Annotated in this window: 4 protein-coding genes; 1 reads left to right on the forward strand and 3 read right to left on the reverse strand. The window is 64.7% G+C overall.

Going from position 1 to position 15189, the window contains the following annotated elements; translation table 11 throughout:
* Window positions 1-87: 87 nt before the first annotated feature.
* Window positions 88-9480 carry an ESPR-type extended signal peptide-containing protein gene (locus ACVOKO_RS10995; protein WP_346498952.1) on the reverse strand — a complete coding sequence of 3131 codons (9393 nt, stop codon included), beginning with the start codon at window positions 9478-9480 and terminating at the stop codon, window positions 88-90.
* Window positions 9481-10084: 604 nt separating this feature from the next.
* On the reverse strand, window positions 10085-11854 hold the full coding sequence (locus ACVOKO_RS11000) for a S8 family serine peptidase (protein WP_346498953.1): 1770 nt from the start codon (window positions 11852-11854) through the stop codon (window positions 10085-10087).
* On the opposite strand from ACVOKO_RS11000, the gene ACVOKO_RS11005 reads away from it, so the two are divergent.
* Window positions 11835-12047, forward strand: a complete 213-nt coding sequence (locus ACVOKO_RS11005) for a hypothetical protein (protein ID WP_346498954.1) — start codon at window positions 11835-11837, stop codon at window positions 12045-12047. The genes ACVOKO_RS11000 and ACVOKO_RS11005 overlap by 20 nt on opposite strands.
* Before the next feature lie 33 nt (window positions 12048-12080).
* Here the strand turns inward: ACVOKO_RS11005 and ACVOKO_RS11010 are convergent.
* Window positions 12081-15189 (reverse strand): YadA-like family protein (locus ACVOKO_RS11010; RefSeq protein WP_346498955.1); only part of this gene is annotated, 3109 nt, incomplete at its 5' end.

A 15189-nucleotide genomic window follows, 5' to 3' on the forward strand; every position in this document is an offset into this window, starting at 1 on the left:
CAGCAGGTGCGCTGCGGGGGCAGCACAGCCACTGACCATGAACCTGGCCGCCCCCGCCGCAGCAGGCGGGGGCGTCTGACTATCGCCTTACCAACCGAAACCGGCGCCCACGCCCACCGAGCTGTCATCACTGGTGAATGCACCGCCAAGGGTGACGGTGGCACGCTCACTGATCGCCCGCTGGTAGCCCAACGACAGTGCCGATTCGCCGCCCTGGTAACCCACACCCACGCCCACCCGGTTCTGGGTGCGCACGCCGGCGGCACTGGTGGCCATGTTCAACATGGCCGCACTCATCGCGCCCTGACGGTCAAGACGGCGATCGACGTGGCGCAGACGCTTGTCGATATCACCGCGGAACACGTCGAAGCTGTCGGCCATGCTGCGGAACTTGGTATCGGTATAGCTGTTGGCCGAGGTGATGCCGCTATCCAGCTGGCCCTTGTTGACCGCATCCGTCGCCAGTGTGCCGGCAGCGACACTGGTGATCTGGCGCTCGGCACCCACGCTGCCTACCGATACGGTATTGGCACGGTCAGCCACCGAGCCCTGGCCCAGGGCAACCGCACCGTTTGCGGTGACGCTGGAGCCTTGGCCAATCGCCGTACCCGAGGCAACACTGACCGTTGCCCCTTCGCCCATTGCAACCGCATTGGTAGCTGCCGCGGTGATATGCGTATTGGCACCCACCGCCGTGCTGCCGTCGGCGTCGACACGGGAATTGCTGCCGATGGCGGTGTCATTGGGGCCATGTGCGTAGCTGCCATTGCCAACCGCGCTACCGGCAACATTATTGGCCTTGGCCTGATCGCCCAGGGCTACACCATTGGTACTGGCAACAGCGGGACCGCTCTCTCCGCGTGGGCCATTGCCGTTGCCGTTGCCATTGCCATTGCCATTGCCATTGCCGTTGCCGTTGCCGTTGCCGTTGCCGTTTCCGTTTCCATTGTTGGCGATGCGGCTGTTGATGGAAGTGACCTGCCCATCCAGTGCCGACAACGCGGCGCCCACGTTGTTGTAGCTGGCACCCTGGATGACATAGGTCGGGGCGACAAACATCCCCTGCATGCCGATGCCTGCACCGCCGCCAAGGAAGCTGGCCATATTGCCCAGCGACTGGAACAGCTGGCCACCGTTGATCGCCTGCATGCTGCCTGCGGCGATGGCACCGGCGGCCACATTGCCCACGGTCGTCCCCTGCGCACCGCCAAGGGTCAAGCTGTCACGGCTGGCATCGTCGTAGGTCACCGCATTGGCAGTGACACCTTCGATGCTGCCGATACGGCCATCGATATCGGTGACGCGGGTTTCAACCGCACCGACGCGCTGGTTGGTGACATGCAGCTGACCGCCGGTCACCGCATCGCTGCTGCCTTCGGCGATACGCCCGGCACCCACATTGACGATGCGACGGGTAGCAGGCCCGTTGGTGCCATTGCCGCCACCCACCGACACCACGTTCGCTTCCACCGCACGCGAGCCAGCACCCAAGGCCACCGAGTTGGCACCGGATACACCCGCACCGGCACCGATGGCCACGCTGTTGATCCCATTGCTGGCGAAGGCGCCGTAGCCGATCGCCACACCGTTGGTGGCAGTGATCGAGGTCTGCCGACCGAGCGCGGTGCTGTTGGCTGCGCGAGCCGATGCATCGGCACCCACGGCGGTCGCACCGGTCGCGTTTGCGGTACTGGCCGCACCCAAGGCGGTACTGCGCTCGGCACTGGCAACAGCCGCCGAACCCGAGGCCACCGCATTGTTGCCGCTGGCCGTGGCTACACCGTCCCCGCTTGCCTGGAAGTACTTGTTGGTCTCGCCAGCGACGTCGGCCACAGCATCCAGCTGCGACTTGTTGACCGCATCGGTATCTTCGGTACCCGCAGCGACGTTGGTGATCTGGCGCTCCGCCCCGACATCGCCTACCGATACGCTGTTGGCGCGACTGGCCACCGAACCTGCACCCAAGGCCACCGAATTGGCCGAGCCGGCTTCAGCACCACTGCCCACGGCAGTGGACCGCTGTCCGAATGCCCAGGCATTGGCACCCACTGCAGTGGCATCGTCACCGAACGCCCAGCTGCCGCTACCGATCGCCACCGCATTGGCGGCACCGATACCGAAGAAGCCAAAGCCGGTCTCGGCTGCATCACCGATTGCCAGGCTGCCCTCGCCCAGTGCAGATGCATTGCGACCCACGGCGACGTTGCCGTCTTCATAGGCCGCTGCGTTGTAGCCCACTGCGGTGGTACCGGCCCCTTCGGCATAGCTCTGCGAACCCGTCGCGGTGCTGTAGTTGCCCAATGCGTTGGCCACTGCACCATTTGCCGTGGACTGATCGCCCTTGGCATAGGCACCTACACCGCTTGCGGTAGATGCAAAGCCTTCGGCATTGGCGCTGGCACCCAGCGCGGTACCGCCGACGCCAGCGCTGGTGGCGCCGGTCTGCACCGGTTCACCGCCCACGTTGATCAGCGGGTCGCCATTTTCATCCACTGCATTGCCGCCTACTGCCACCGCGCCCGGGCCTATGGCCTGTGCGTTCTGGCCGAAGGCCGCTGCGTTCTGGCCGCTGGCCAGGGCGTTCATGCCGACGGCGGTTGCGCCATCAGCAATCGCGTTGGCACCGCTGCCGTACGCCGAGGAACCGTTGCCGATGGCATTGCTTGCCTCACCGGAAGCGGTTGCATTGTCACCTTCGGCATAGGCACCGGCATCGCTGTCGTCACTGCCGGTGGCCTTGAAGTACTTGGCGGTGGTCTGCCCTTCAGCCGCCACGGCCGCTACCTCATCCAACTGGTCCTTGTTCACCGCATCAGTGCCTTCGGTACCCGCAGCGACGTTGGTGATCTGGCGCTCAGCCCCGACATCGCCCACCGATACGCTGTTGGCGCGACTGGCCACCGAACCGGCACCCAAGGCCACCGAATTGGCGGCGCCTGCTTCAGCACCGCTACCAATGGCCGTGGACTGCTGCGCGACCGCCCAGGCATTGGCACCTATCGCCGTTGAATCGTTGCCGAAGGCCCAGCTGCCGCTGCCGATCGCCACCGCATTGGCGGCACCGATACCGAAGAAGCCAAAGCCGGTCTCGGCTGCATCACCGATTGCCAGGCTGCCCTCGCCCAGTGCAGATGCATTGCGACCCACGGCGACGTTGCCGTCTTCATAAGCCGCTGCGTTGTAGCCCACCGCGGTGGTACCGGTCCCTTCGGCATAGCTCTGCGAACCAGTCGCGGTGCTGTAGTTACCAAGTGCGTTGGCTACTGCGCCATTTGCCGTGGACTGATCGCCCTTGGCATAAGCGCCGACACCGCTGGCGGTAGCTGCAAAGCCTTCGGCATTGGCACTGGCACCCAATGCGGTACCGCCGACGCCGGCGCTGGTGGCACCGGTCTGCACCGGTTCGCCGCCCACGTTGATCAGCGGATCGCCATTTTCATCCACCGCATTGCCGCCCACCGCCACCGCGCCCGGGCCGATTGCCTGTGCGTTCTGGCCGAAGGCCGCTGCGTTCTGGCCGCTGGCCAGGGCGTTCATGCCGACGGCGGTTGCGCCATCAGCAATCGCGTTGGCACCGCTGCCGTACGCCGAGGAACCGTTGCCGATGGCATTGCTTGCCTCGCCGGAAGCGGTGGCATTGTCACCTTCGGCATAGGCACCGGCATCGCTGTCGTCACTGCCGGTGGCCTTGAAGTACTTGCTGGTGGTCTCGGCCACCGCAGCCACTTCGTCCAGCTGGTTCTTGTTGACCGCATCGGTGCCTTCGGTGCCAGCGGCAACATTGGTGATCTGACGCTCAGCACCGACATCACCCACCGACACGCTGTTCTCGCGATCGGCCCAGCTATTGGCACCCAAGGCCACGCTGTTGGCAGCAGCGGCAACCGCACTCTGGCCCAGCGCGGTGGAATCGTCCGCGTCCGCCCAGCTGTTGAAACCGATCGCCGTTGCGTATTCGCCCAGCGCCCAGGCGCCGTTACCAAATGCCGAGGCACCGGTACCGGAAGCTTCTGTGCTGATCAAGCCACCGAACGTGGTGCCACCGACGGCGGTTGCCTCATCACCGGATGCAATCGCCGATTCACCGACCGCCGTGGTGCTGGCGCCGGATGCCGATGCGGCCAGACCCATTGCAACGCCGTAATCACCGCTCGCTTCGGCGCCATAACCCACGGCGGAGGCGAGGTCACCGGAGGCCACACTGTAGCTGCCTACCGCCGTGGTGCCGCGGCCGCTGGCTTCGGCACGGAAGCCGTTGGCCAGCGCCTGCTGGCCGGATGCCACTGCCTGTGCGCCCTGCGCGGTGGCAAATGCACCCGAGGCTTCGGCGCCCGCACCCACTGCCGTACTGCTGTCGCCGTTGGCGCTACTGCCCGAGCCGACAGCAACTGCATCATCGGCAGCGGCCAGGGCCGCATCGCCGATCACCACGCTGCCGTCACCGCTGGCCACGCTATTGCTGCCCAACGCGATGGCATTGGCGCCATCCACCAGGTTGGCCATGCCGAACGCGCTGCTGTTTTCGCCATCGACCTGGTTGAAGTTGCCGAACGCCGAACTGTTGCTGCCATTGGCGGTATTTACGTAACCCACCGCACTGGAGTAGTCGCCGGCGGCCACGTTGTAACTGCCTACCGCCGTACTCTGTGCCCCGCTCGCTTCCGAACCGACACCGGCCGCCGTGGCGCCGTCGCCACTTGCCACCGCGTCATCACTGCCATCGGCGGCGCCGTTGGCCTTGAAGTAGCGCCCGGCCAGCAATGCGCCTTCGGCAGCGGCATTGAGCTGATCCACATTCACCGCATCGGTGCCTTCGGTACCGGCAGCGACATTGGTGATCTGGCGATCATTGGCGGCATGGGTAACGCCCGCCGAGTCCGTCCATTCCTGCGCGGCGCCGACCGACACAGTGTTGGCGCGATCAGCGAAGGAGCCCGCGCCCAGCGCTACGCTGTTCTCGGCATCCTTGCTGGTCCAGGCGTTGGAACCCACTACCGTCGCGTTCAATGCCTGCGCGTAACTGTTGTAGCCCACCACTGTGGCGCCATCCTCCGTTGCCCAGGCTTCGGCACCCAGTGCCGTGGTGTTGTTGCCTTGGGTGAGGCTGTAGAAGTCCTGGCCGGCCAGTGAGTTCGTACCCACGGCAACGCCCATCTGGCCGGTGGTGGCGTTGTTGCCTACCGCCACGCCGCTTTCGCCCGCGCGCGCCTGCACACCGAAGGCCGCGCCTGCTATTCCGGCAATGGCATTCTGGCCCACGGCGGTAGCCACTTCGGCTGCCTGCGCCGAAGTACCCACGGCGGTGCCAAAGAAGGTTGCGTAGGCACCGCTGCCCACAGCAACGGCCTGCCAGGCATCGGCAGTCGCTGCAAAACCAACTGCGGTGGACTCACGTCCTGTTGCCCAGGCCGAGTTGCCGATGGCCGTCGCCGCCAGCCCGGCAGCCTGCGCATCAGCACCAATGGCCGCTGCAAACAGGCCTTGGGCGCTGGCGTCAGCACCAATGGCAAGCATGCCACCCTGCGCGGTAGCCGCATTGGTACCGATGGCGATGTTGTCCGGGTTGGCAGCGCTGGCATTCAAGCCCAGCGCGATGCTGCCTGCACCGGTAGCCAGTGCATTGGTACCCAGCGCGGTGGCGTTGTCGGCAAGCGCATTGGCACCACTGCCGTAAGCGGACGCGCCGCTACCGATGGCATTGGTGGCTTCACCCGATGCCGTGGCGTTGTCACCTTCCGCATAGGCCCCCGCATCACTGTCGGCACTGCCGGTGGCGGCGAAATATTTGGTCGAGCCGGTCACTTCATCCAACTGGCCCTTGTTGACCGCATCGGTGGCTTCCGTGCCTGCAGCAACATTGGTGATCTGCCGTTCGGCACCCACATCACCTACCGACACGCTGTTGTCGCGGCCGGCCACCGAGCCTGCGCCCAAGGCCACCGAGTTGGTGGCACCCGCTTGCGCATCGGTTCCTATCGCGGTGCTCTGCTGGCCGAATGCCCAGGCGTTGGCACCCACTGCAGTCGCATCGTCACCGAAGGCCCAGCTGCCGCTGCCGATCGCCACCGCATTGGTCGCACCGATGCCGAAGAGGCCAAAACCGGTTTCGGCACCGTCCCCGATCGCCAGGCTGCCTGCACCCAGTGCAGATGCATTACGACCGACCGCGACGTTGCCGTCTTCATAGGCCGCTGCGTTGTAGCCCACCGCGGTGGTACCGGTCCCTTCGGCATAGCTCTGCGAACCAGTCGCGGTGCTGTAGTTGCCCAGTGCGTTGGCTACTGCACCATTTGCCGTGGACTGATCGCCTTTGGCATAGGCACCCACACCGCTTGCGGTAGCCGCAAAGCCTTCGGCATTGGCGCTGGCACCCAATGCGGTACCGCCGACGCCGGCGCTGGTGGCACCGGTCTGCACCGGTTCGCCGCCCACGTTGATCAGCGGGTCGCCATTTTCATCCACCGCATTGCCGCCCACCGCCACCGCGCCCGGGCCGATGGCCTGCGCGTTCTGGCCGAAGGCCGCTGCGTTCTGGCCGCTGGCCACGGCATTCATGCCGATGGCGGCGGCACCGCTGGCCAATGCGCTGGCACCGTTGCCGATCACGATGGTGCTTTCGCCGCTGGCTACGCTGTTGCTGCCCAATGCAATGGCATTGGCGCCATCCACCAGGTTGGCCATGCCGAATGCACTGCTGTTTTCACCATCTACCTGGTTGAAGTTGCCGAACGCCGAGCTGTTGCTTCCATTGGCGGTATTCACGTAACCCACCGCACTGGAGTAGTCACCCGCAGCCACGTTGTAGCTGCCCACCGCCGTGCTCTGCGCGCCACTGGCCTGCGAACCTACGCCGGCAGCCGTGGCGCCATCGCCACTGGCAACCGCATCATCGCTGCCATCAGCAGCGCCATTGGCCTTGAAGTAACGCCCGGCCAGCAGCGCACCTTCGGCAGCAGAATTGAGCTGATCCACGTTCACCGCGTCGGTGCCTTCGGTACCGGCAGCGACATTGGTGATCTGCCGCTCAGCTCCTACATCACCTACCGATACGCTGTTGGCACGATCCGCGAACGAGCCCGCACCCAAGGCGACGCTGTTGGCCGCCGCTGCAGTTGCGTTTGCACCCAGTGCAGTGCTGTCGGCGCCGCGACTGGTGCTGTAGAAGCCCACTGCCGTGCTGTTGGCACCACTGGCCCAGCTTTCAGCGCCCAGCGCGCTGGCATTGTTGCCCGGCGCGTAGGCGAAGTAGCCCACGGCTGTGGCTTCACTGCCGGAGGCTTCACTCAAGGCACCGGAGGCGAGTGAGTAATCACCCGATGCGATGGCGCCGGCACCGACCGCGGTCGAAACCTCGCCGCTGGCCTGCGTATCGACAAAGAAGCCGAGGCCCGGAATCAAATCGGCAGGGCCACCAACAGCCACGCTGCTGGTACCGGATGCCGCACTCTGCGTGCCGACCGAGGTGCTGTAGTCACCGGTGGCATTGGCCACCGCGCCAAACGCCGAGGACTGCGCACCCTGGGCGAAGGCGCCCACACCTGCGGCCGTTGCCGCAAACCCTTCGGCACTGGCACTGGCACCAACGGCCGTGCCGCCGACTGCAGCGCTGGTGGCGCCGGTGGTGACCGGCTGGCCGCCGAAGGTGATCAGCGCATTGCCGTTCTCATCCACCGCGTTGCCACCCACGGCCACAGCGGCCGGGCCGGTGGCTTCGGCGTTCTGGCCGAACGCTGCGCTGTTCTGGCCAGTGGCCAGAGCACTCTGGCCTACTGCGGTAGCGCCGTTGGACAGTGCGTTGGCACCATTGCCGTAAGCGGACGCTCCAGCGCCAATTGCATTGCTGGCCTCGCCTGCGGCAGTTGCCGCATTGCCCTCGGCATACGCACCAGCATCGCTGTCAGCGCTGCCCGTGGCCTGGAAATACTTGCTGGTGTTCTCGGCAACGGTAGCCACTGCATCCAGCTGCGCCTTGTTCACCGCATCGGTGTCTTCGGTGCCGGCAGCGACATTGGTGATCTGCCGTTCGCTGCCGACGTCACCGACCGACACGGTGTTTTCGCGATCGTTCCAGGAATTGGCGCCGATGGCGACACTGTTGGCGGCCGCAGCGGTGGCGCTTTGTCCCAGCGCGGTGGAATCGTCGGCATCGGCCCAGCTGTTGAAACCAATCGCGGTGGCGTATTCGCCCACCGCCCAGGCGCCGTTGCCGAACGCCGAGGCGCCGGTACCGGAGGCTTCCGTGCTGATGAAACCGCCGAAGGTGGTGCCGCCAACCGCAGTGGATTCCTCGCCCGAGGCAATGGCGGATTCACCCACCGCCGTGGTGCTGACGCCCGAGGCCGAAGCGCCCAGACCCATCGCAATACCGTAGTCGCCACTGGCGTCAGCGCCATAACCGAAGGCCGAGGCCAGGTCACCGGAGGCGGCGCTGTAGCTGCCCACCGCAGTGGTGCCACGACCGCTGGCATCGGCGCGGAAGCCATTGGCCGTTGCCTGCTGGCCGGCGGCGAACGCCTGGCTGCCCTGCGCGGTTGCATACGCACCCGAGGCATCGGCGCCGCTACCCAGCGCCGTGCTGCCCAGTTCGCTGGCAACGCTGCCCGAGCCCACCGCCGTGGCGTCGTCGGCCGCTGCGTATGCGCCATCGCCAATCACCACGCTGCCATCACCACTGGCAATGCTGTTGCTGCCCAGTGCGATGGCATTGGCGCCATCGACCAGGTTGCCCGAGCCGAAGGCGCTGCTGTTGCTGCCATCGACCTGGTTGAAATTGCCGAACGCCGAGCTGTTCTCGCCGTTGGCGGTATTCACGTAACCGACGGCGCTGGAGTAATCACCGGCGGCAACGTTGTTGTTGCCAACCGCGGTGCTCTCCACGCCGCTTGCCTGCGAGCCAACACCTGCTGCCATCGCACCGGCGCCACTGGCCACGGCGTCATCGCTGCCATCGGCAGCGCCGTTGGCCTTGAAATAACGGGCAGTCAGCGTGGCGCCATCAGCAACTGCGTTGAGCTGATCCAGGTTGACTGCATCGGTGCCGGCCGTACCGGCGGCGACGTTGCTGACCTGCCGTTCGTTGCCGGCCGAACCCACCGACACGGTGTTGGCGCGATCGGCCACCGAGCCTGCGCCCAGCGCCACGCTGCCATCGGCAGATGCACGCGTACCGGCACCGATGGCAACGGCGTTGTTGCCCGACGCTTCGGCACTGTTGGCGATGGCGCAATCCACCAGCGTCGCGCTGCCAACCACCAGGCATTGCGCGTTGCCACCCACTTCCACCGACTGTGCCTGGGCTGTGCTTACCCAGGTACTTGCTCCTAGACCCAACGCAACGGCAACCGACAAGGCCTGCAGGCGTAACCCGGCGCTATGCCGTCCATCCATGACCACACCGGCCGAGCTGGACGATGCCAACTCCGACGCCACCACCAACTGCCCCAATGCCTTGTTCCATACCTTGCGGTAGATCCGGTTCATCGCTGCTGCTCCTCAAGTGGACGGGTTATTTCCTTGCATGAATGCGCCATCGATGAGCGGTACGTGCCCAACGATCCCCCTGTGGTGTTGTGGTCCCGGTCCCGGTACAGCAGGGCACGTAAGGCTCACGCCTGTCGTGGTCTACCCCCCTGGTTCCATACCTGTCGGGCGACTACGGGATGGATGGAGTCTTAATCGACGATTCATGATTCGTCAAACTTTTGGCTCAAAAGCGGAGTTCTGAGAGGAACTTCACAAATCTCTCAATTCAATGAGATCTAGCAAAAATTTTCTTCTGAAACAGTTGCCTAGGGCTCACTGGAGGCAACGAGATCCCGCTTGAGCGTCCATGGAAGCAGCCCACAGAAAAATCCCACAGGCCTTGGGCTGCGGGCTTTTCAGCGTACTCAGGAATATTTCGCAGGGGCCCGGTTCAATTCCCCGGCGATGCCCGCAACAGTTGCATTGCAGCAAAGGCAGTTGCGCGAACGGGCCCGATTCACCCGCTGCAGAATGGTCGCCAGCCTCACCAGTGCGTCAAATAGATGGCACAACAAAAAAGGCCCTGGATTCCAGGGCCTTGGTACTACGCGCGATGGGCTGTTTACTGCCTGGCCACCAAACTGACGTCAGTGAAAGCGGACACGACTACCAGCTTCACGTAGTAAGTCCCTGCACTGGGGGCGATGAAGCGAACCGTCTCGCTGTTGCCGGGCCGGGTGGAAAAAGCATCTGCCTGCCCAACCTGTGGCTCCTTGTTGAAGCTGGCATACAGCGACACATCCCCCCTGCCGCCATAGGTGATGAAGCTCAGCACCTCGCCGGCCTTGGCTTCGAAACGAAATAGCTGGCTGCTGCCCCTGTCCCCATCCAGTTCATCCACGATCTTGCTGAACAGCGGTGTGGCGGCAAGCGGACAGGTCTGTTGGCTGGCATCGCACGGCGGCACCAATGCCTTGAGCAGGGCCGCATGGATGTCGAGCAGGCCTGCACCATTCTGCTTCGAGCCAGACGCCAGCACCGGCGCCGGCCTGGCGGTCTCTCGCAGCAGGTTGCGCATCTGCAGCCAGTTCAACGGTGTAGCCGCCACGCCTTGAATCATGGCCACCGCAGCGGCCACGTGCGGCGACGCCATCGAGGTGCCTGCCTTGCCACCGGTCACCCAGCGTGCGGTGGGCCTTGTAGCCCCGCCATTTATTACCTGCCAGATGAAGCCGCTGTTCAACACGCCTCCGTTTCCACCTGGTGCGGAAACATCCACGCGTGCGCCATAACTTGAGTAAAACGCCCTGTCACCGTTCAGTCCATTCGCCCCGACGCTGATGATGTTCTTGCACGAAGACATGGTGTAGCTGGCGGCCTTGTCATCCGAATTGCCTGCTGCCACCACGATGATGGCACCCTTGCTGTTGGCCAAGTCCATTGCGGCCTGCAGCAATGGCGAGCAAGCATTGTGGCTGCCACTGCCCAGACTCATGTTGATGACTTCTGCGGGATTTGGATTCAGTGGCAAGCCCGGCACTTCACCGCCAACGGCCCAGACAATGCCATCGGCGATATCGGCCTCCGTCCCGCCACACGAGCCCAGCACGCGCACCGGCATCACCTTGGCCTTGTGCGCCAATCCGGCCAAACCCACGCCATTGCCGGTCTCCTGCGCGATGGTGCCAGCCACGTGACTGCCATGCCAGCTGCTGTTCCTGGGAGCAGCGGCACCGGCCCAGCCATCACAATAGTTGGGTTCTACCCAGTCACCGACATCCCAACCACCCGGCACGCGCGCATCGGTGGCGCGACGCGATATGCGCAGGTCGCTGATCATGTCGTAGCCAGGCATGACATTGGCCTGCAGGTCCAGATGATCCTGCACGATTCCCGTATCAAGGACCGCGACCACGACGCCGTCACCCTGTGCGATATCCCATGCGGCGGGCGCATTCACGCCGGAGGTTGGATTGAAGAAATTCCATTGGCGCGCGGCATACAGCGGATCATTCGGCGTCACCGCACGCGAGTCGACGGCCATGTGCTGATACATGTGCTCGACCTCCGCATACTCCACGTCCGGGTCTGCGCGCAGCTCGCGCAAAAACCCAACCACCTCCGTTTCGTTCAACACCCGCGAGGCGGAAACAACGTTCCAGCGCGGCACGGCCGAGCGCTGCGAAAGAACAGCGCTTACTGCCGGGCCGGAAGCCGAACGCGCTCCCAGCGGGGCGCGACTCAAACCCGCGCGCCCAACCACCGCGCTCAGGCTGCGATTGAGCACAGCGGCATCCTGCAATACACGCGCGTCGCTGCGGTACTTGACCACGAACCGCTGCCCGCCTCCCATCGATTTGATCGGAGGTTCGATGCCGCGCGGTTCGCTCAACCCGATCTCTGACGCGAACGACACCTGCGTCGCAATTGCGGCTGTCGCCAACCCAACCGCCATCGCAACAGTCCATCTGTTCGGCTTGTTCATCGTGGATATCTCGCTAAAGGGAAAGAGAAAAATCGAGCAGGCAACCCCGTCGCTCACCGGCTGGCCGTCTGCTCCGGTAAACCTCATCGATTACTGTTGACGTGCCCTGCCGTGAGCAGAGCCCGTGTCCTGCCTACCAGCCAAAACCCGCGCCGATACCCACCGAGCTGTCCCCGCTGCTGAAAGCACCGCCCACGGTGACGGTCGCGCGGTGACCAAAGGCCCGCTGGTAACCCACCGACAGCGCCGACTCACCCCCCTGGAAACCGACACCCACGCCCACCCGGTTCTCGGTGCGTACGCCTGCGGCACTGGTCGCCATGTTCAACATGGCCGCACTCATCGCGCCCTGGCGATCGATGCGCTCGTCAATGTTCTTCAGCCGCCTGCCCATATCGCTGCGCAGCACTTCGAAGCTGTCGGCCATCGCACCAAATTTGCCGTCGGTATAGGCGTTGGCCGAAGCCGCGCTACGGTCAAGCTGGGCTTTGTTGACCGCGTCAGCGGCTTGAGTTCCTTCGGCAACATGGGTGATCTGGCGGTCATTACCGGCGCTGCCCACGGACACCGTATTGGCACGATCAGCAACCGAACCCTGGCCGATTGCCACCGCACCCTCGGCGCGTACGCTGGCACCCTGGCCGATCGCCGTGCCCGCACCTGCACTGACCATCGCTCCCTGACCGATGGCGGTGCCGGCGACAGCATTGACGCTGGCACCTTCTCCCACTGCCACCGCGTTGATGGCAGTGACAGAGACGGCGGAGTTGGCACCAACCGCGGTGCTGCCATCGGCTTCAACGCGCGAATGGCTGCCGAGCGCGGTGTCATTCAGGCCGGCCGCATGGGCGCCATGACCGATACCGGTGCCCGCCACATCCGGGGCCTTGGCTTTGTCACCGAGCACCACGCCGCCCGTGCCGCTTTGATCTACGGCGCCACCGCTGCCGCCGCCAGGATTCCCTCCCTTGGCGTTGATGGTGGTGATCTGCGTATCGAGTGCAGCCAACGCATCTCCCACGTTGCTGTAGCTGGCGCCCTGCACCATGTAGCTGGGTGCGACGAACAGACCCTGCATGCCGAGCGCCGCCCCGCCACCGAGGATGCCGGCGATGGAAGTCAGCGATTGGTAGAGTTGCCCACCGTTGATCGCCTGCATGCTGTCCAGGGCGATATTGCCTGCTGCCACGTTATCCAGGAGGGTTCCCTGGATGCCGGCAAGCGTTACCTTGCTGCGCTCGCCATCGTCATAACTCACAACGTTGGCGGTCACCGATTCGACGTCGCCAATGCGGTCGTCGATATCATTCACCCGCGTCTCCACTGCACCCACACGCTGATTGGTGCTGTACAGCTGGCCGCCGTTGACCGCATCGGTACCGCTTTCAACAATCCGCCCAGCCGCAACGTTGATGATGCGCCGCGTCGCCGGGCCATTGCTGCCATTGCCGCCGCCGACCGAGATGACGTTGGCTTCGGTGGCACGCGAGCCCGCACCCAGAGCGACCGAATTGGCCCCCGACGCTCCCGCCGACGCGCCAATGGCAACACTGTTGGCACCGTTGCTGGCAAAGGCGGCATAACCTATCGCCACGCCGTTGATCGCCGTTGTGGCCGCCTGCCGGCCCATCGCCAGACTATTGCCGGCCCGCGCCGAGGCATCAGCACCCAAGGCAGTAGCACCCACCGCGTTGGCGACGCTGGCAGCACCGAATGCGGCCGTACGCTCGGCACTGGCGACTGCGCCCGACCCGGCGGCCACGGCATTGCTGCCGCTTGCCGTGGCTGCGGCTGTTCCGCTGGCCTGGAAGTACTTGCTGTTGGTGCTCGCGACACCGGCCACCGCATCCAGCTGCGATTTGTTGACTGCATCGGTGCCTGTAGTGCCAGCGGCAACATTGGTGATCTGCCGCTCCGCGCCGACGCTGCCAACCGAAACCGCGTTGTCGCGATCGGCCACCGAGCCGGCACCCAAGGCAACGCTGTTCAATGCAGAGGCAACAGCAGAGTTGCCGAGCGCGGTGCTGTTCTGTGCACTGGCCTGAGCACTGCCACCCATCGCAGCAGCGGCATCCGCGCTGGCCTGCGCCTGCGGACCCAATGCTACCGAGCCACTGCCCGAAGCCGTGCTTTGCGAACCCAGTGCCAGTGCGTCCTGACCGCGTGCTGCCGCACCTGCACCTATCGCAATCGAACGCTCGCCAGAGGATTCACTGGCACTGCCCATTGCCACCGTCGCGTAACCATCGGCGATGGCACCCTGGCCTGCCGCAAAACTCTCGTCACCACCGGCGAAGCTGTTGCTGCCGATGGCCGTCGCGCTGTTGCCATCAACGAAGTTGGCAAAACCGAACGCGCTGCTGTCGTCTCCATTGACCTGGTTGAAGTTGCCTGCGGCAGTGCTGTTGATCCCGGAAGCCGAGTTCACATAACCCAGAGCACTGCTGTAGTCGCCAGCGGCGACGTTGTAGCTGCCCACCGCCGCACTCTCGGCGCCACTGGCAATCGAACCGACGCCTGCAGCAGTCGCGCCGATGCCGCTTGCCTGCGCATCGTCATTGCCGTCGTCGGCACCATTGGCCGCGAAGTAACGACTGGTGTGTTGTTCGGCCTCAGCCACGCCAGCGAGCTGATCCATGTTGACCGCATCGGTGCCCGTAGTACCCGCCGCAACATTGGTGATCTGCCGCTCCGCGCCGACGCTGCCAACCGAAACCGCGTTGTCGCGATCGGCCACTGAACCGCCACCCAGCGCTACGCTGTTGAGCGCGGAGGCTACTGCCGCACTACCCACCGCAGTGCTGGATGCAGCACTTGCCTTTGATCCCGCACCCATCGCAGTGGCGCCGATACCACTGGCTTGCGCATCATCACTACCATCATTGGCGCCGTCCGCCTGGAAGTAGCGAGCGGTCTTGGCTGCACCTTCGGCTACTACATCAAGCGCTTCAACAACATCATCGAGCTGTGCCTTGTTGACAGCATCGGTGGCCTCGGTAGCGGCGGCAACATGGGTGATCTGGCGCTCGCCCCCCGTTGAACCCACCGACACCGAGTTGGCGCGCTCAGCCAGCGAGTCCACGCCCAGCGCCACGCTGTTCTCCGCCGAGGCATTCGCGCCGGCCCCCACAGCCGTACTCAGCAGGCCGTCCGCGGCACTTAGATAGCCCAGCGCGGTGCTGAAATCACCACTGGCAATGGCCCCATTGCCAAACGCGGCGGTGCCCGCAGCGGATGCCGTG

This window comes from Stenotrophomonas sp. STEN240 (assembly GCF_056756175.1).

Bases quoted from the DNA above. Each gene is read 5' to 3' on its own strand.
- ACVOKO_RS10995 (WP_346498952.1), bottom strand. From the start codon at position 9,480: ATGAACCGGATCTACCGCAAGGTATGGAACAAGGCATTGGGGCAGTTG.
- ACVOKO_RS11005 (WP_346498954.1), top strand. From the start codon at position 11,835: ATGCCGCGCGGTTCGCTCAACCCGATCTCTGACGCGAACGACACCTGC.